12 protein-coding genes and 1 tRNA gene are annotated in these 18,521 nt (G+C 71.3%); 5 read left to right on the forward strand and 8 right to left on the reverse strand.

The genetic code is table 11. The annotated features are described in order from the left end of the window. Nucleotides 1–47: 47 nt before the first annotated feature. Entirely contained in the window at nucleotides 48–2,129 is a 2,082-nt protein-coding gene (gene fusA, locus RI578_RS05780) for an elongation factor G (protein ID WP_310870055.1), read from the reverse strand. A gap of 442 nt (nucleotides 2,130–2,571) precedes the next feature. Continuing rightward, nucleotides 2,572–2,656, reverse strand: a tRNA-Leu gene (locus tag RI578_RS05785). 139 nt (nucleotides 2,657–2,795) lie between these two features. Here RI578_RS05785 and RI578_RS05790 point away from each other — a divergent pair. Continuing rightward, nucleotides 2,796–4,148 (forward strand): DUF2254 domain-containing protein, encoded by a 1,353-nt coding sequence (locus RI578_RS05790; protein ID WP_310870056.1) that lies wholly within the window; start codon nucleotides 2,796–2,798, stop codon nucleotides 4,146–4,148. Nucleotides 4,149–4,182: 34 nt separating this feature from the next. Here the strand turns inward: RI578_RS05790 and RI578_RS05795 are convergent, their stop codons facing one another. Genes RI578_RS05795 through sucC form a run of 3 tightly spaced genes read right to left on the reverse strand, consistent with a single transcriptional unit; the run spans nucleotide 4,183 to nucleotide 7,825 of the window. Continuing rightward, on the reverse strand, nucleotides 4,183–5,769 hold the full coding sequence (locus tag RI578_RS05795; RefSeq protein ID WP_310870057.1) for an aldehyde dehydrogenase family protein: 1,587 nt from the start codon (nucleotides 5,767–5,769) through the stop codon (nucleotides 4,183–4,185). Further along, nucleotides 5,766–6,668 carry a succinate--CoA ligase subunit alpha gene (sucD, locus tag RI578_RS05800; protein ID WP_310870058.1) on the reverse strand — a complete coding sequence of 301 codons (903 nt, stop codon included), beginning with the start codon at nucleotides 6,666–6,668 and terminating at the stop codon, nucleotides 5,766–5,768. The genes RI578_RS05795 and sucD overlap by 4 nt, the downstream gene beginning before the upstream one ends. Nucleotides 6,669–6,682: 14 nt before the next feature. Beyond that, nucleotides 6,683–7,825 carry an ADP-forming succinate--CoA ligase subunit beta gene (gene sucC, locus RI578_RS05805; RefSeq protein ID WP_310870059.1) on the reverse strand — a complete coding sequence of 381 codons (1,143 nt, stop codon included), beginning with the start codon at nucleotides 7,823–7,825 and terminating at the stop codon, nucleotides 6,683–6,685. A 143-nt stretch (nucleotides 7,826–7,968) separates the two neighbouring features. Here sucC and RI578_RS05810 point away from each other — a divergent pair, with 143 nt between their 5' ends. The 4 genes from RI578_RS05810 (at nucleotide 7,969) to RI578_RS05825 (ending at nucleotide 14,547) form a co-directional block, all read left to right on the forward strand. Then, nucleotides 7,969–9,651, forward strand: a complete 1,683-nt coding sequence (locus RI578_RS05810; protein ID WP_310870060.1) for a thiamine pyrophosphate-binding protein — start codon at nucleotides 7,969–7,971, stop codon at nucleotides 9,649–9,651. Nucleotides 9,652–9,662: 11 nt separating this feature from the next. Continuing rightward, a complete protein-coding gene (frc, locus tag RI578_RS05815) occupies nucleotides 9,663–10,895 on the forward strand; it encodes a formyl-CoA transferase (RefSeq protein WP_310870061.1) in 1,233 nt (410 codons plus the stop codon). A 4-nt stretch (nucleotides 10,896–10,899) separates the two neighbouring features. After that, nucleotides 10,900–13,044, forward strand: a complete 2,145-nt coding sequence (locus tag RI578_RS05820; protein ID WP_310870062.1) for an acetate--CoA ligase family protein — start codon at nucleotides 10,900–10,902, stop codon at nucleotides 13,042–13,044. Nucleotides 13,045–13,167: 123 nt separating this feature from the next. After that, nucleotides 13,168–14,547, forward strand: a complete 1,380-nt coding sequence (locus tag RI578_RS05825; protein WP_310870063.1) for an OFA family MFS transporter — start codon at nucleotides 13,168–13,170, stop codon at nucleotides 14,545–14,547. 78 nt (nucleotides 14,548–14,625) lie between these two features. On the opposite strand, the gene RI578_RS05830 is transcribed toward RI578_RS05825, so the two are convergent. From RI578_RS05830 to eboE, 3 genes are all read right to left on the reverse strand, one after another. After that, on the reverse strand, nucleotides 14,626–15,837 hold the full coding sequence (locus tag RI578_RS05830; RefSeq protein WP_399059544.1) for a sugar phosphate isomerase/epimerase family protein: 1,212 nt from the start codon (nucleotides 15,835–15,837) through the stop codon (nucleotides 14,626–14,628). 114 nt (nucleotides 15,838–15,951) lie between these two features. Beyond that, complete coding sequence (locus tag RI578_RS05835) at nucleotides 15,952–17,349, reverse strand: alkaline phosphatase family protein (RefSeq protein WP_310870064.1); 1,398 nt, start codon at nucleotides 17,347–17,349, stop codon at nucleotides 15,952–15,954. Then, the gene (gene eboE, locus RI578_RS05840; RefSeq protein WP_310870065.1) at nucleotides 17,346–18,518 is read right to left on the reverse strand and encodes a metabolite traffic protein EboE; all 1,173 of its coding nucleotides are present in this window, start codon (nucleotides 18,516–18,518) and stop codon (nucleotides 17,346–17,348) included. Before eboE ends, RI578_RS05835 begins: the two co-directional genes overlap by 4 nt. Between the last annotated feature and the right edge of the window lie 3 nt (nucleotides 18,519–18,521).

Consider the following 18,521-nt stretch of genomic DNA (forward strand, 5'->3'; position numbering starts at 1 on the left):
CGGTGCGGGGCTGCCCCTCCCGTCGGGAGGAGCAGCCCCGCCGCACGCTACCGCGCCGACGTCGCGACGACGGCGGCGGTGGGCGCCGGTGCGTAGCCGGTGGGGCGGGCGGTGAAGGTTCCGCGGCCCTGGGTGCGGCTGCGCAGCCGCGTCGCGTAGCCGAACAGCTCGGCCAGCGGCACGGTGGCCGAGAGCACCGCGGCCCCGCCCCGCGTGTCGGAGCCGGTGACCCGGCCGCGCCGCGCGGCGAGGTCGCCGAGCACGCCGCCGACCGCGTCCTCGGGGACGGTGACCGTCACCTCCACGACGGGTTCCAACAGGACCATCTTCGAGGCGCGCAGGGCGTCGCGGAGACCGAGCCGGCCGGCGGTGCGGAAGGCCGTGTCCGAGGAGTCCTTCACGTGGGTCTGGCCGTCGGTGAGCGTGACCCGGAGGCCGGTCACCGGGTGACCGCCCAGTGGGCCCTCGGCCAGGGCGTCGCGGCAGCCGGCCTCGACGGCCCGCACGAACTCCTGCGGCACGCGCCCGCCGACGACCGCCGAGCGGAACACGAAACCGCCTTCCTTCGAGCCCACCTCCGCGTCCTCCTCCCACGGCTCCACGTCGAGCACGACATGCGCGAACTGTCCCGCCCCGCCGTCCTGCTTGACGTGCCGGTGGACGAAGCCGGTCACACCTTCGCCGACCGTCTCGCGGTACGCCACGCCCGGACGGCCCACGGCGACCTCCAGGCCGTGCTCGCGCCGGACGCGCTCCATCGCGACCTCCAGATGGAGTTCACCCATGCCCGACAGGACGGTCTGGCCGGTCTCCGGGTCGGTCCGCACGGCCAGCGAGGGGTCTTCCTCGGTCAGCCGGGCCAGCGCCGAGGCCAGCCGGTCGGTGTCGGTGGAGCGCCGGGCCTCCACGGCCACGTGCACGACCGGTTCGGCCACGCCCGGAGGCTCCAGGGCGAGCGGGGCGCCCGGCGCGCACAGGGTCGAGCCGGCCCGGGCGGACTTCAGCCCGACCACGGCGACGATGTCCCCGGCGACCGCCCGCTCCAGCGGGTCGTGGCGGTCGGCGCGCACCCGCAGGATGCGGCCGACGCGCTCGGTGCGGCGGGTCCCCGCGTCCCACACGGTGTCTCCTTTCTCGATGGTGCCCGAGTACACCCGCAGGTACGTGAGCCGTCCCGTCGGGGTGGCGTTCACCTTGAACGCCAGTGCCGCCATCGGCACCGCCGGGTCGGCGGGCCGCTCCTGCTCCGTGCCGTCGTGGGTGCCGCGTACCGGAGGCACGTCCAGCGGGGACGGCAGGTAGGAGACGACGGCGTCCAGCAGCGGTTCGACGCCGCGGTTGCGGTAGGCCGAGCCGCACAGCACCACCACGCCGTCGCCGCCGCGGGTCAGGTCGCGCAGCGCGTCGATGAGGGTGGCCGCGGTGAGCGCCTCCCGGTCGCAGAACTCCTCCAGCGCGGCCGGGTGGCGTTCCGCCACCGCCTCCTCCAGCAGTCGCCTCCGGTGCGCCGCCTCCTCGCGCAGGACATCGGGCACCGGCCCCTCCTCGGCCGTCTCCGCTCCGTCGGCCCACACCAGGGCGCGCATGCGGACCAGGTCGACGACGCCGGTGAAGCCGTCCTCGGCGCCGATGGGCAGCTGCACGACCAGGGGAACCGGGTGCAGCCGCTCGCGGATCGAGGTGACGGCCGTGTCGAGGTCGGCGCCCGCGCGGTCCATCTTGTTGACGAACGCGATCCTCGGCACGCCGTGCCGGTCGGCCTGCCGCCACACCGACTCGCTCTGCGGCTCCACACCGGCGACCGCGTCGAAGACGGCGACCGCACCGTCCAGCACGCGCAGGGAGCGCTCGACCTCGTCGGCGAAGTCGACGTGCCCCGGGGTGTCGATCAGGTTGATCCGGTGACCGTCCCAGGAACAGCTGACGGCCGCGGCGAAGATGGTGATGCCGCGATCGCGCTCCTGCGGATCGAAGTCGGTGACGGTCGTGCCGTCGTGGACCTCGCCGCGCTTGTAGGTGGTGCCGGTGGTGTAGAGGAACCGCTCGGTGACGGTGGTCTTGCCGGCGTCGACATGGGCGAGGATGCCCAGGTTGCGGACGGCGGTGAGGGGGTTGGTGTGGTTGCGCACGGCCCGTGGCCTTTCGCTGATCTGTGAAACCGATCTGTGAACAGGGCGGCGCGATTCCCGGGAGGAGGGGCTGAACGAGGCGACGGCCCGCCGTGTCACGGCGGGCGTGAGGGCTGATGCCGGGAGGAATGACCTCCAGGGCTCACGCCGCGTCAGATGCTCGTCGCGGGCTTCCGGTGCCGGCCGCGCAGCGGACACCGGACGGCCGAAGACACCAGGATCACCTCGTACCGGGACGGGGGAACGACGGCAGCGGTGCGGATACGCACGGCCCGGCCCCCCTCACTCGGTGTCGACGTCGATCTTGACGTCGATGTTGATGTCGATGTGAGTGTAGGGAAGCCGGGCCGGGTGCCGCATCGTCTTTTCGTCAGGCGCCCGCACAACGCGAGATGCCGGCCGGGATCTCTCCCGACCGGCATCTCGTCTCTGCCTGATCTTGTGTCCGAGGGGGGACTTGAACCCCCACGCCCGATAAAGGGCACTAGCACCTCAAGCTAGCGCGTCTGCCATTCCGCCACCCGGACCAGGTGTCTGTCGCTACGCGGGGCGTCCCCGCGGCGACATGGACAACCATACCAAGGTTTCGCAGTGCCTTTCACCTGCGTTTCCTTCCCCTGAGCGGCGGTCCGGGACCGGCGGTCCCATTGCGCCTAGGGTCGCACCATGAGTGACTGGCTGGTTACCCAGAGCCCGCTTCCGCGTCGCCGGCCGCGGGCGTTGTCGCCGCTCAGGGAGCATCTGCGGGACACGTTCTGGTTCGCGCCCACCGCGGCGATGGTGGGCGTCTTCGTGGTGTGGCTGGTGGCCCAGGAACTCGATGCCGCCCTCGTCCGGTCGCTGCGGGACGACGGTGACTACGACACACTGGCCGAGCTGCTGAGGTTCGCGGACGACGCGAAGACGGTGGTGTCCGCGGTCGGCTCGGCGATGATGACGTTCATCGGTGTGGTGTTCAGCATCTCGCTGGTCGCCGTGCAGATGGCGAGCGGGCAGTTCACCCCACGAGTGGTGCGGCTCTTCGTCCGCAGCCGGATCACGAAGGCGACCTTCGCGGTCTTCCTCGCCACCTTCGTCCTGACGCTGCTCGTCCTGACCTCCTACGACAGCGGCGCCGACCCCGACATCGTCGTATCGGTCCCCCTGGTGCAGTCGGTGCTCACGCTCGTCATGGTCGCCCTGAGCCTGCTGCTGTTCGTGATGTATGTGAACGCGACGCTGCGGTTGATGCGGGTCAGTCATGTGATCGCCCGGATCGCCGCGGAGTCCTTCCGGGTGGCCGCGCTGATGCCCGTACCGGCGGACGGCGAGGAGGCGCCCGCCCTCGGGTCCGCGACCGCGTGGGTCGCCCACGGCGGGCAGGCCGGTGTGCTGCGGGACGTGCACATCGCGCGGCTGGTACGGGTGGCCCGCAAGCATGGCGTCGTGCTGCGGATGATCCCGCGGATCGGTGACTTCCTGGTGCCCGGCACCCCCGTCCTGGCGGTGCACGGGGGACAGGCCCCGCCGCGCCGGGCGCTGCGGTACGCCCTGTCCGTCGGGGTGGAGCGCACCTTCCACCAGGATCTGGCGTTCGGACTCCGCCAGCTCTCCGACATCGCGCTGCGGGCCCTGTCCAGCGCGGTCAACGACCCGACGACCGCCGTGCAGGCCCTGGACCGTGTCGTGCAGATCCTGGCCACCCTGTCCCGGCGGCCGCTGGACGCCGTCGTGCACCGGGACCGGCGCGGGGCGGTCCGGCTGGTGCAGCCCGTGCCGGGCTGGACCGAGCTGGTGGATCTGGGGTTCACCGAGATCCGTGCCTCCGCCGGGGGAACGCCGCAGGTCACACGGCGCATGCTGGCCGGTCTCGACGACCTGCTGCGGCTCGCTCCACCGGACCGGCGCGAGCCGCTGCTGCGCCACCGCGAGCTGCTGCTGCGCCACCGCGAGCTGCTGCGGCAGGCCGTCGAGCGGTCCGTGCCGGCCTCGGCGGACCGGGACTTCGGCCTTCAGCCGGACCGGCAGGGCATCGGCTGACCGTCGGACGCCCCGTGCGCCCGGCTCACGGCCGTCACGGCATGAGGTGGCGGTCCGGGAAGTTCCCGGGCAGCCGCTCCCCCGCCGGGCCCCGCGTGACGGCGCGTACCAGCAACTCGCCGCCGACGAAGGCCCCGCGCCAGGACGCGCCGTGTCCGCCGAACAGCTCGTCACGGTCCCCGCGGGAGCGCGGCACGCCGTGGCCGACCTTGAACGCGCGGATCTGCGGCGCCAGCCTGTCGTACGTCGCCGGGTCGTCCGTGGACAGCGTGGCCACCAGCGCGCCGTTGGAGGCGTTCATCGCGGCGAGCAGCTCGGCCTCGGTGTCGACCAGGACGATGGTGTCGACCGGGCCGAACGGTTCCGCGTGGTGCAGCGGCGAGGACCGGGGCGGGTCCAGGAGCGTGACCGGCTGGACGTAGGCCGAGGTGTCCTGGCCGGGCAGGAACCGCGCGTCCGCTGTGCTGCCGCGGTGCAGGGGCACGGCGCCGCGCTCGACGGCCTCGGCCACCTGGTCCCGCAGTTCCTTGGCCTTCGACGCGTTGATCACCGGCCCGAAGTCGAGCGTGGGGTACGGGTCCTCCGGTGCGCCGACGGCGAGCGGATGGCCGACGCGCAGGGTGCGGACCGCCGGGAGATAGGCCGCGAGGAACGCGTCGAACAGCCGGCGCTGGACGACGAAGCGCGGGTAGGCCGTGCAGCGCTGCTTGCCGTAGTCGAAGAGCCTCGGGACCACCGCCGTGAGCGTGTCCCAGTCCGTGAAGTTCCAGATGCCCCAGGTGTTGAGTCCTTCCTGTTCGAGGATGTGCCGCTTGCCCAGGTCGGCGACGGCGGTGGCGACGGCGGCTCCGGTGTCGCGGCCGCCGACGAAGGAGACGCAGCCGACCTCGGGCGCCCGCACCAGCGCCTGGGACAGCTCGCCTCCGCTGCCGCTGACGAGGGTGACGGGAATTCCCTCGCGGGCGGCGAGTGCGCAGGCCAGGGTCAGGCAGGCGACACCGCCGTCGGTCGGGGTCTTGGCGATGACCGCGTTGCCTGCCAGTGCCTGTACCAGCAATGCGTGAACGAGCACGCTCATCGGGTAGTTCCAGCTCGCGATGTTGGACACCGGCCCGTCCAGCGGGGCCCTGCCTTCGGCCATCTCCTCGATGCCGTCGACGTACCAGCGCACACCGTCGACGGCCCGGTCGACGTCGGCCTGCGCGAGCCGCCAGGGCTTGCCGATCTCCCAGACGAGCAGCAGCGCGAGCAGTTCGCGGTGCTGGGCGAGGGCGTCGAGGGTGGCCGCGACGCGGGCGCGGCGTTCGGTCAGGGGGACGTGACGCCAGGCCCGGTGCTGGTCGAGGGACGCGCGTACGGCTTCGTGGGCCGTCGCGCCGTCCAGCCGGGGCGGGCCGGTGATCGGGGTGCCGTCGACGGGGCTGGTGGCGGGCAGGACACGGCCGTCCGCCCGCCAGCCCGCGTTCCAGAGGTTGAGGACACGGTCGTCCCGGAACGCCTCGGGTGCGACGGTCAGGCAGCGCTGCCAGGCGTCGGCCCAGGAGGTGCCGGACTTGAGGACGAGCGCGGACGCGGCGGCTGTCGTCCCCGTGACCGGTGTCGTGTCCGCGGCGGATGTCATACGGCGGCTCCGTCCCGCGCTTCGCGCCCCAGGGCGGCGGCGACGTGCCGTGCCGTCTCGGTCGGCGTGCTGCCGACCCGCACCCCGGCGGCCTCCAGCGCGTCCCTCTTCGCCTGCGCGGTGCCCGAGGACCCGGACACGATCGCGCCGGCGTGGCCCATGGTCCGTCCCTCGGGCGCCGTGAAGCCGGCGATGTAGCCGACGACCGGCTTGGTGACATGGTCGCGGATGTAGGCCGCCGCGCGCTCCTCCGCGTCGCCGCCGATCTCGCCGATGAGGACGATCAGTTCGGTGTCGGGGTCGTCCTGGAACGCGGCGAGGCAGTCGATGTGGCTGGTGCCGACGACCGGGTCGCCGCCGATGCCGACGCAGGTCGAGAAGCCGATGTCGCGCAGCTCGTACATGAGTTGGTAGGTGAGCGTGCCCGATTTGGAGACCAGTCCGATGCGGCCGGACTTGGTGATGTCGGGCGGGATGATGCCCGCGTTGGACTGGCCGGGCGTGATCACGCCGGGACAGTTGGGGCCGATGACGCGGGTGCCCCTGGCCCCGGCGTACGCGGTGAAGGCGACGGAGTCGTGGACCGGGATGCCCTCGGTGATGACGACGGCGAGGCCGATGCCGGCGTCGGCGGCCTCGACGACCGCCGCCCTGGCGAAGGCGGGCGGCACGAACACGACGGTGACGTCCGCGCCGGTGCGTTCGACGCCCTCGCGCACCGATCCGAAGACCGGCACGGCCCGCTCGTCGAACTCCACGGTGCGGCCCGCCTTGCGCGGGTTGACGCCGCCGACCACGTCGGTACCGGCGGCCAGCATGCGGCGGGTGTGCTTCATGCCCTCGGCGCCGGTCATGCCCTGGACGAGGACCTTGCTCTCCTCGGTGAGGTAGATCGCCATGTCGTCCTGTCTCCTTATCCGGCGGTGGATGCCGCGGTGGCGAGTCGGGCGGCACGGCGGGCGGCGCCGTCCATGGTGGTGGCCTGTTCGACGAGCGGGTGCGCGCGTGCGTCGAGCAGGGCTCGGCCCCTGGCGGCGCTGTTGCCGTCGAGGCGCACGACGAGCGGTTTGGTCAACCTGACCTCCTCCAGGGCCCGGACGATGCCGTCGGCGACCGCGTCGCAGGCGGTGATGCCGCCGAAGACGTTGACGAGGACGGACTTCACGGCGGGGTCGGAGAGGACTACCGAGAGTCCGTCGGCCATGACCCGGGCGGAGGCACCGCCGCCGATGTCGAGGAAGTTCGCGGGCCGGACACCGCAGCCGGCGACCACGTCGAGCGTCGACATGACCAGGCCCGCACCGTTGCCGATGACGCCCACCTCGCCGTCGAGCCTGACGTAGTTCAGGCCCTTGGCCGCGGCCCGCGCCTCCAGCGGGTCCGCGGACGCCACTCGCTCGCCGCCCCAACGGGACTGGCGGAACAGGGCGTTGTCGTCGAGGGTGACCTTGCCGTCGAGAGCCACGATGCCGCCCTGCGCCGTCCGGACGAGCGGGTTGACCTCGACGAGGAGGGCGTCCTCGCGGACCAGTACCTCCCAGAGCCGTACGAGTACGTCGACGGTCTGCGGGGGCAGGCCGGCGGCGTCCGCGATGCGTGCCGCCGTGGCCGTGGTCACGCCCTCGGCCGGGTCGACGGGGATCCGCGCCACGGCCCCGGGCCGCTCGGCCGCGACCTGCTCGATCTCCGTGCCGCCTTCGGCGGAGGCGATCGCGAGGAAGCCACCGGCCGCGCGGTCGAGCACGTAGGAGACGTAGAACTCGCGGTCGACGTCGACCGGTTCGGCGAGCATCACCGTGCCGACGGTGTGCCCCTTGATGTCCATGCCGAGGATCCGGCGTGCCGCGCGTTCGGCGGCGGCCGGGTCGGCGGCGAGCCGCACTCCGCCCGCCTTGCCCCGCCCACCGGTTTTCACCTGCGCCTTGACGACGGCGCGGCCGCCGAGGGCGCGGGCGATCCCACGGGCCCGTTCGGGCGAGTCGGTGACCTCGGCCCTCGGCACCACGATGCCGTGTTTCTCGAGGAGTTCCCTTGCCTGGTGTTCGTACAGGTCCATTCCGGCTCCTGACTGAAAGTGCCGCACGCCCCCTGGACACCACCCACTGGATGCGGGATAACAAGCTTCATACAGTATTCGTCGACTGTATGCAATGTACCGCGAGAGCGCCCCAACCCCTCGTGAAGGGACAGGACTTCGCCATGCCCGACGACACCCAGGACGCCATTTCCGGCGGACACCTCGTTGCCAAGGCACTCAAGGCCGAGGGGGTCGACCGCATCTACACGCTGTGCGGCGGCCACATCATCGACATCTACGACGGCTGCGTCGACGAGGGCATCGAGGTCGTCGACGTACGCCACGAGCAGGTCGCCGCGCACGCCGCCGACGGTTACGCCCGCATCACCGGCAAGCCCGGCTGCGCGGTGGTCACCGCGGGACCGGGTACGACCGACGCCGTCACCGGTGTCGCCAACGCCTTCCGCGCCGAATCGCCGATGCTGCTGATCGGCGGTCAGGGCGCGCACACCCAGCACAAGATGGGCTCCCTCCAGGACCTGCCGCACGTCGACATGATGACGCCGATCACCAAGTTCGCGGCGACCGTGCCGGACACCGCGCGGGCCGCCGACATGGTGTCGATGGCGTTCCGCGAGTGCTACCACGGGGCGCCCGGGCCCTCCTTCCTGGAGATCCCGCGCGACGTGCTGGACGCCAAGGTGCCGACCGAGAAGGCGCGGGTGCCGAAGGCCGGGGCCTACCGCGCCTCGACCCGATCCGGCGGCGACCCGGAGGCGGTCGAGCGGCTCGCCGACCTCCTGGTCCACGCGGAGAAGCCGGCCGTCCTGCTCGGCAGCCAGGTGTGGACCACCCGCGCGACCGAAGCGGCCGTCGAACTGGTCCGCACGCTGAACGTCCCGGCGTACATGAACGGCGCCGGACGCGGCACCCTGGCGCCCGGCGACCCGCACCACTTCCAGCTGTCGCGCCGCTACGCCTTCTCCAACGCCGACGTCATCGTCATCGTGGGTACGCCCTTCGACTTCCGTATGGGTTACGGCAAGCGGCTCTCCCCGGACGCGACCGTCGTGCAGATCGACCTCGACTACCGCACCGTCGGCAAGAACCGCGACATCGACCTCGGCATCGTCGGCGACGCGGGGCTCGTCCTGAAGGCGGTGACCGAGGCCGCCTCGGGACGGGTCAACGGTGGCGCGTCGAAGCGCAAGGAGTGGCTCGACGAGCTGCGCGCGGCCGAGCGGACCGCGCTGGACAAGCGGCTGCCGCAGCTCAGGTCGGACGCCTCCCCCATCCACCCGTACCGGCTGGTCAGTGAGATCAACGACTTCCTCACCGAGGACTCGGTCTACATCGGCGACGGCGGCGACATCGTCACCTTCTCCGGGCAGGTAGTGCAGCCCAAGTCACCGGGCCACTGGATGGACCCGGGCCCGCTGGGCACGCTCGGCGTCGGCGTCCCCTTCGTGCTCGCGGCCAAGCAGGCGCGGCCCGACAAGGAGGTCGTCGCCCTCTTCGGCGACGGCGCCTTCTCGCTCACCGGCTGGGACTTCGAGACCCTCGTCCGCTACGACCTCCCCTTCGTCGGCATCGTCGGCAACAACTCCTCCATGAACCAGATCCGCTACGGCCAGTCCGCCAAGTACGGCAAGGAGCGCGAGCGGGTCGGCAACACCCTCGGCGACGTGCCGTACGACCAGTTCGCGCGGATGCTGGGCGGCCACGGCGAGGAGGTCCGCGACCCCGCCGACATCGGCCCCGCGCTGCGCCGGGCGCGCGAGTCCGGCAAGCCGTCCCTGGTCAACGTCTGGGTCGACCCGGACGCGTACGCCCCCGGAACCATGAACCAGACGATGTACAAGTGAGGTGAACACTCATGTCAGCGAAGGCTCTTGAGGGCATCCGCGTCCTGGACATGACGCATGTGCAGTCCGGGCCCTCGGCGACCCAGCTGCTCGCCTGGCTCGGCGCGGACGTCGTCAAGCTGGAGGCGCCGACCGGTGACATCACGCGCAAGCAGTTGCGCGATCTGCCGGACGTCGACTCCCTCTACTTCACGATGCTCAACTGCAACAAGCGGAGCATCACCCTCAACACCAAGACCGAGCGCGGCAAGGAGATCCTCACCGAGCTGATCCGGCGCTCGGACGTCATGGTCGAGAACTTCGGACCGGGCGCGGTCGACCGGATGGGTTTCACCTGGGACCGCGTCAAGGAGATCAATCCACGGATCGTCTATGCCTCCGTCAAGGGGTTCGGCGAGGGCCCGTACACCGCCTTCAAGGCGTACGAGGTCGTCGCGCAGGCCATGGGCGGATCGATGTCCACCACCGGTTTCGAGGACGGACCACCGCTGGCGACGGGGGCCCAGATCGGGGACTCGGGCACGGGCGTGCACGTCGTGGCGGGCATCCTCGCCGCGCTGTACCAGCGGGAGCGCACCGGACGCGGTCAGCGGGTGAACGTGGCCATGCAGCACGCGGTGCTCAACCTCTGCCGGGTGAAGCTGCGCGACCAGCAGCGCCTGACCCATGGTCCACTCGCCGAATATCCCAACGAGGACTTCGGCGACGAGGTTCCCCGGTCGGGGAACGCGTCCGGTGGCGGGCAGCCGGGGTGGGCGGTCAAGTGCGCGCCGGGCGGCCCGAACGACTACGTGTACGTCATCGTCCAGCCGGTCGGCTGGCAGCCGCTGAGCGAGCTGATCGGCCGGCCCGAGCTGGCCGAGGACCCCGAGTGGGCGACGCCCCGGGCCCGGCTGCCGAAGCTGAACAAGATGTTCCAGCTGATCGAGGAGTGGTCGTCCACCCTCCCCAAGTGGGAGGTCCTGGAGCGGCTCAACGCCCACAACATCCCGTGCGGGCCGATCCTGTCCACCAAGGAGATCATCGAGGACCGGTCCCTGGTGGCCAACGAGATGGTCGTCACCGTCCCCCACCCCGAGCGGGGCGAGTTCGTGACCGTCGGCAGTCCGCTCAAGCTCTCCGACTCCCCGGTGGAGGTCACCAGTTCGCCCCTGCTGGGTGAGCACAACGAGGAGGTCTACGTCGGCGAGCTGGGCATCGGCGACGAGGAACTGCGCCTGCTCAAGTCGAACGGGGTGATCTGACGTGATGGCCGAGGACCGGGTGGCGCGGGTGCGCGGGCTCCTGGACTCCGTACGGGCCGAGGGGCGTACCGCGCTGACCGCTCCCGAGGGCAAGGTGCTCGCCGACGCCTACGGGATCGCCGTACCGGGCGAGGAGCTGGCGCGGGACGTCGACGAGGCGGTGGCGTGCGCGGCTCGGTTCGGCGGGCCGGTGGTGATGAAGATCGTCTCGCCGGACATCCTGCACAAGACCGACGCCGGCGGGGTGGTCGTCGCGGTGGAGGGCGCGGCGGACGTACGAGCCGCGTTCTGCCGGATCGTCGACAACGCGCGCGCGTACGACGCGTCGGCGCGCATCGAGGGCGTGCAGATCCAGGAACTGCTGCCGAAGGGGCTGGAGGTCATCGTCGGCGCGGTGACCGACCCGACGTTCGGGAAGGTGGTGGCGTTCGGGCTCGGCGGGGTGCTCGTCGAGGTGTTGAAGGACGTCACCTTCCGGCTCGCTCCCGTGGACGCCGACGAGGCGCTTTCCATGCTGGACTCGATCCGGGCGGCGGAGGTGCTGCGCGGGGTGCGTGGGCAGGCCGGCGTGGACCGGTGGGCGGTGGCCGAGCAGGTCCGCCGGGTCTCCGAACTCGTCGCGGACTTCCCGGAGATCGCCGAGGTGGACCTCAACCCGGTGATCGCCACGCCCGAAGGCGCGGTCGCCGCCGACATCCGGGTGATCCTGGCGACCGACGCGCCGAAGGAACGCCGCCGGTACACGCGCGAGGAGATCCTCACCTCGATGCGCCGCCTGATGCAGCCCTCGTCGGTCGCCGTGATCGGCGCGTCCGGTGAGCCGGGGAAGATCGGCAACTCGGTGATGCGCAACCTGGTCGACGGCGGTTTCGCGGGCGAGATCCATCCGGTGAACCCCAGGGCCGATGACATCTTGGGCCGCAAGGCGTACAAGAGTGTCACCGACGTTCCCGGTGAGGTGGATGTGGCGGTCTTCGCGATCCCCGCGAGGTTCGTTCCCGCGGCCCTGGAGGAGGTGGGGCGCAAGGGAATACCCAACGCCGTACTGATCCCCTCCGGGTTCGCCGAGACCGGTGAGCACGCGCTCCAGGACGAACTCGTGGCGGTCGCCGAGCGGTACGGCGTCCGGTTGCTGGGTCCGAACATCTACGGCTACTACTCGACGTGGCAGGACCTGTGCGCCACCTTCTGCACGCCGTACGACGTCAAGGGCGGTGTCGCGCTGACCTCGCAGTCGGGCGGCATCGGGATGGCGATCCTGGGCTTCGCGCGGACCACGAAGACGGGCGTGTCGGCGATCGTCGGTCTCGGCAACAAGTCGGACCTGGACGAGGACGACCTGCTCACGTGGTTCGGCGAGGATCCGCACACCGAGTGCATCGCGATGCACCTGGAGGACCTCAAGGACGGGCGCGCGTTCGTCGAGGCCGCGCGGGCGACCGTACCGAGGAAGCCGGTCGTGGTGCTGAAGGCGGGGCGGACCGCGGCGGGAGCGAAGGCCGCCGGCTCGCACACCGGGGCGCTCGCCGGGGACGACGCCGTGTACGACGACATCCTGCGGCAGGCCGGGGTCATCCGGGCGCCCGGCCTGGGCGAGATGCTGGAGTACGCGCGCGCGTTGCCGGTGCTGCCCGCCCCCGCGGGCGACAACGTGGTGATCATCACCGGGGCGGGCGGCAGCGGGGTGCTGCTCTCGGACGCGGTGACGGACAACGGACTGTCGCTGATGGAGATACCGCCGGACCTGGACGCGGCGTTCCGCGCGTTCATCCCGCCGTTCGGGGCGGCGGGCAACCCGGTGGACATCACCGGGGGCGAGCCGCCGTCGACGTACGAGGCGACGATCCGGCTCGGGATGGAGGACCCGCGCATCCACGCGCTGGTCCTCGGTTACTGGCACACCATCGTCACGCCTCCCATGGTGTTCGCCGAACTCACCGCGCGCGTGGTGGCCGAGTTCCGTGAACGGGGCGTCGAGAAGCCCGTGGTGGCTTCCCTCGCGGGCGACGTGGAGGTGGAGGAGGCGTGCCAGTACCTCTTCGAGCGCGGGGTCGTGGCGTACCCGTACACGACCGAGAAGCCGGTGGACGTACTCGGTGCGAAGTATCGCTGGGCGCGGGCCGCGGGGCTGCTGGGGGGCGACTCATGACGTGAGGCAGCGAGGGGCCGGCCGACGGGTGCGCGTCGGCCGGCCCCGGGGACCCGCGCGCGCACGGAAGGCATTGGACAGGGGGCGCTGGCCAGAACTTTCGACGCAAGGGGTGCAAGCGAGATGACAACCACCGAGGTCCCACGGGTAGCCACCTACCGGGAGGTGACCGACAGGAACGGACGCGTCTATCGCGTCGGCGAGTCCGACATCGACATCATGGGGCGCAAGCGCAAGTGGATGGTGATTCTGCCCTGGGTCGGCATGATGGGCATCTCCTCCGCCGAGTACGCTTTCGCGTCCGCCGAGGACACGCTGCACGAGGCCCACCACTGGTCCAGCGGCAGCATCTACTGGATGATGACCGCCTGGGTGTTCTGCCAGGCCGCGGTCGCGTTCCCGGCGGGGCGGCTGCGTGAGAGCGGCAGGCTGCCGGCGCGTTGGGCGATGATGCTGGGTTCGGTCGGCACGCTGCTCGGCTATCTGTCGCTGGCTTTCGCGCCGCATGTGACGCTCGCCTTCATCGGGTTCGGCGTGTTCAGCGGCATGGGCGCGGGCATGGTGTACGCGACCTGCGTCAACATGGTCGGCAAGTGGTACCCGGAGCGCAGGGGCGGGAAGACCGGCTTCGTCAACGGCGGTTTCGCCTACGGCTCGGTGCCGTTCGTCTTCATCTTCCACGGCTACATGGACACCTCCAACTTCCGCTGGGTGCTGGTCTCCGCGGGTGTCTTCCTCGCCGCGACGGTGGCGATCGCCGGCTTCTACTTCCGGGACCCGCCGAAGAACTGGTGGCCGGCCGCCGTCGACCCGCTGAATCCGCCGGCCGACCCGCGGGCCCGGCGTTCGCTGGAGAAGAATCCCCCGGCCGTCAAGCAGTACTCCCCGATGGAGGCGTGGCGCACCGGCCGGGTGGCGCTGATGTGGTTCTGTCTCGCCTGTACCTCCGGAGTGAACATCTTCGGCATCGCCTTCCAGGTCGACATCGGCGAGGAGGCGGGCTTCGCGGCCGGGATCGTGGCCGCCGCGATGTCGCTGAAGGCGATCGTCAACGGCACCGGGCGCGGTGTCATCGGCTGGCTCTCCGACCTCTACGGCCGCAAGCAGTGCCTGCTCTACGTGTGCGCGATCCTGGGCCTCGCCCAGTTCGGCATCATCTGGTCGGCCGAGATCAAGAACCTGCCACTGTTCCTGTTCTTCTCCGCCGTCTCCGGTTTCGGCGGCGGTGCCATCTTCCCGATGTTCGCGGCACTGACGGCGGACTACTTCGGCGAGAACAACAACGCCACCAACTACGGAATGGTCTACAGCTCCAAGCTCGTCTCCGGTCTGGGCGCGGGCATGGGCTCCGTGGTCGTCGCCGCCTGGGGCTACAACGGCGCCTTCACCCTGGCGGGCTGTATCTCGATCTTCGCAGGTTTCATGGCGCTGTTCCTGCGTCCGCCGGGACGCCCGAAGAACAAGCGCGTCACGCCCAATCCCCGACCGCTGGGTGAGGGATGACCCGACCGAGCTTCCTCGCACGGACCGGGCGGCCCCTCCCGCAGTACGCGGAAAGGGCCGCCCGGTCCGTGGCGCGGGTCAGTGGCGACGCTTGCGCAGGGCCGACAGGTTGTCGTAGCTGATCTTGGCCTCCCGCAGGGACTGACCGGGGTCGGTGGCGCTCGGGGAGTTGTCGTCCTCGATCATCGGGTTGTGGTAGTTCCGCTGCCCTACCCGCGAGAAGAACGTCGTGTAGTCGATGACGCCGGTTCCGAAGGGCACCATGTCGTAGCCCATGCCGTTGGTCGTGCTGACGACGCCGTCCTTGGCGTGGAACAGCGGGTAGCGCTTGTTGTTGCGGGCGACGAGGCCGGCCGGGTCGAAGACCTGCTTACGGGTCGAGCCGTCGTGTGCGGTGTACGTGTGGAACTTGTACTGGGCGACGTGCGCCCAGAAGATGTCCATCTCCAGCCAGACGGCCTTGGGGTCGGTGACCTTCAGGAAGTACTCCAGCTTCCGGATGCCCGAGCTGCGGGTCGGCCGGCCCTGGTCGTCCAGCGGGCCGCCGTCGAGCAGGAAGCCGTAGGCGCTGTCGTGGTTGTGGGTGTAGAGCTTGACGCCCTCGCGGCGGGCGATGGCTCCGAGGGCGTTCCACTTGTCGGCGGCCACGTCCCAGTCGGCGCGGTAGGAGCTGCCGGTGGGGTCGCCGCCGGTGCCCATGTGGTCGAGGCCGAGGATGTTGGCGATCTCCAAGTGCTTCTTGAAGGTGTCCTTGTCCGCCGTGGTCAGCGGCCAGGAGGACGGGATGAAGCCGTGGTTGCCCTGGGCGCGCAGGCCGTAGTCGTCGAGCCAGCAGCGCAGCAGCCTGGCGCCCTCGACGGTTTCCAGGTTCGCGCCACCGGGCGCGTTGGCGTGCTGGCGGTACCCGGCGAACTCCACCTGCCGGTAGCCGTGGCGCGCCAGTTGCTTGAACACCTCGCGGAAGCCGGAGGGCAGGTCGGTGGCGAGGGGGTCACGGCCGGTGGCGTCACGGACGGTGTACAGGATGATGCCGCGCTTGTCCGCCGGGACGAGGACGTGCCCGCCGTGTCCGTGGCCGTGTCCATGTCCGTGGTCTCTGTCCCGGTCCTGGGCGAGGGCGGGGGCGGCGCCGAAGACGGGGGCCGCGACCGCTCCGGCGGCCACGGCGGTACACGTGCTGAGGAAGCGGCGCCGGTCCACGCCGAGGGTGCGGCGCAGCCCTTCGCCCGGGCCGTCGACGGCCGGGTCCGTGGTGGCGTCGGTGCGCGATGGGTCGGAGAACAGGGTCACGGGTGCCTGCCTTCTGGGTCGTGGCCTGCCCTGATGCGGCTGGGGCGGGCCGTTGTCAGTGCCGTGTGTTTCACTCTCAGTAGCTGGATCTCGGGGGCCGTACGTGGTGCCGCGTCAGCCGAGTCCGGCGAGCTGGAGCAGGAGTTGTTTCACATCGGTGGCCGCGACGCGGTCTCCGACAGCGCGGGGGGTGGAGCAGATGAGGAGCGGACCGTCGTCGTCGCTCGCTGGGAGGCGGCCGTGGCTGCCTCGAATAGGTGAGGGGTCCAGGGGCACGACCGCCATGCGGTAGCGCATGCCGAGCTTCTTGCGGGCCAGTGCGGTGGCCGCCTTGACCTTGACGTAGGGGTCGAGGGGATCCATGAACAGCTCGACCGGGTCGTAGCCGGGTTTGCGGTGGATCTCGACGAGCTGCGCGAAGTCGGGCGCGCGGTCGTCGTCGAGCCAGTAGTAGTACGTGAACCAGGCGTCCGGCTCCGCCACGGCGACGAGCTCGCCGGCGCGCGGGTGGTCGAGGTGGTGGGCCTTCTTGCCCTCGTCGTCGAGGAGTTGCTCGATCCCGGGCAGTCCGTCGAGGGCGGCGCGGGTGGCGTCGAGGTCCTCGGGGCGGCGCACGTAGACATGGGCGACCTGGTGGTCCGCGACCGCGAAGGCGCGGGAGGCCATCGGGTCGAGGTACTCCATGCCGTCCTGTGTGTGCACTTCGAGCAGGCCGGCGCGGCGCAGGGCGCGGTTGATGTCGACGGGCCGGTTCACGCGGGTGATGCCGTACTCGGACAGCGCGACGACGATGCGACCCTCGGCGCGGGCGTCGCCGAGGAGCGGTGCCAGCGCCGCGTCCAGGTCGGCGGCGGCCTTCAGCGACCGCGGGTCGTCGGGGCCGAAGCGCTGCAGGTCGTAGTCGAGATGAGGGAGGTAGCAGAGCGTCAGGTCGGGGTGCCGGGTGGCCATGACGTGCCGGGTCGCGTCGATGATCCACTGGCTGGAGACCAGGTCCGCGCCGGGTCCCCAGAAGTGGAAGAGCGGGAAGGTGCCGAGTTTTTCGGTGAGTTCGTCGTGCAGGGCCGGGGGCCGGGTGTAGCAGTCGGGTTCCTTGCGGCCGTCCGCGTAGTAGACGGGACGGGGGGTGACGGTGAAGTCGGTGTCGGCGCCCATGGCGTACCACCAGCAGATGTTGGCGACGGTGTAGCCGGGGTGGGCGCGGCGGGCGGCGTCCCAGAGCCTGTCGCCGGCGACGAGTCCGTTGTGCTGGCGCCAGAGCAGGACGTCGCCGAGTTCACGGAAGTACCAGCCGTTGCCGACGATGCCGTGCTCGGACGGGTGGGTGCCGGTGAGGAAGGTGGACTGGGCCGCGCAGGTGACGGCGGGCAGGACGGTGCCCAGCGGCGCGCGGGAGCCGGTCTGGCCGAGCTTCTTGAGGTGGGGCATGTGGTCGAGGAGACGGGGGGTGAGGCCGACGACGTCCAGGACGAGGAGGGGGGTCGGTCCGTCGGAGTGGGTCGGTGGGGTCATGGCAGCTCCTTCAGGCCGAGGTCCGTCAACAGGTCCCGGGCGAGGGTCAGCTCGGCGGCGATGCCGTCGGTGAGCTGGGCGCGGGCGCGGGGCCGCAGCTCGGGCGGGAGGGCCTGCCAGGTGTAGGTCTCGACCTCCAGGTGGCGGGTGAGCGGGTGCGGGCCGCCGACCAGCCGGGTCAGCGCTGCCTTGAGCACCGGGAGGCTGGAGGTGAGGGGCGCGGCGGGGGCCGCGTGCAGGGGGACGTGGAAGTGGGCGCGCCAGGGTGTGGTGGCGGGCAGGGCGCCGCCGTCCGCCAGGGCCTCGTCGAGGTCGTCGGTGCCGTGCAGGCCGGCGGAGGTGGCGGCGCGGGTCTGGTGCAGGAAGCGGGGTTCGGCGAAGGCGGCGAGAGCCTCGCGGACCTCGGGGCGAGAGGGCTGTTCGGCGTGCAGGGCGGCGGAGAGCTGGGACTTGACGATGGGGACGCGGGCGTCGGTGAGGGCGTCCAGGGCGGTGTGCGGGTCTTCGAAGGAGGTGGCGAGGTGGCAGGTGTCGACGCAGATGCCGATGCGGTCGTGGGCGATCGCGGTCAGCGGGGCGATGGCGTCGTGGGTGGTCTCCACGACACAACCGGGTTCGGGTTCCAGGCCGACGCGGATGGAGCGGCCGGTCAGTTCCTGAAGGGCGTCGAGGCGTTCGGCGAGGGTGACCAGGGCGGTGCGGGCCTTGTCGGCGCGGGTGTCGTCGTACGCGGTGCGCCAGGCGAGCGGCAGGGTGGAGATGGTGCCGTCCGTGACGTCGTCGGGCAGGAGGCCGGCGAGGACGCGGGCCAGGGACGTGGTGTGGTCGAGGCGTTCGGGGTCGGCCCAGTCCGGCGTGTAGACGCGGTACTTGACCTCCTCGGCGCCGAAGCCCTCATAGGGGAAACCGTTGAGGGTGACGACCTCCAGGCCGCGCCGGTCGAGTTCGGTGCGCAGCCCGCGCAGTGCGGCGGGGTCGGTGACCAGGGCGTGGGCGGCGTCGCGGGCGAGCCACAGCCCGATACCGAGGCGGTCGCGGCCCAGGCGGCGGCGGACCGGCTCGCAGTGGTCGCGGAGCTGGGCGAGGACGCCGTCGAGGGTCTCGGCGGGGTGGACGTTGGTGCAGTAGGCGAGGTGGACGGTGGAGCCGTCGGGGTGCCGGAAGCGCATGGC

It is taken from the genome of Streptomyces sp. BB1-1-1, assembly GCF_031597775.1.
Taxonomy (GTDB): domain Bacteria; phylum Actinomycetota; class Actinomycetes; order Streptomycetales; family Streptomycetaceae; genus Streptomyces; species Streptomyces thinghirensis.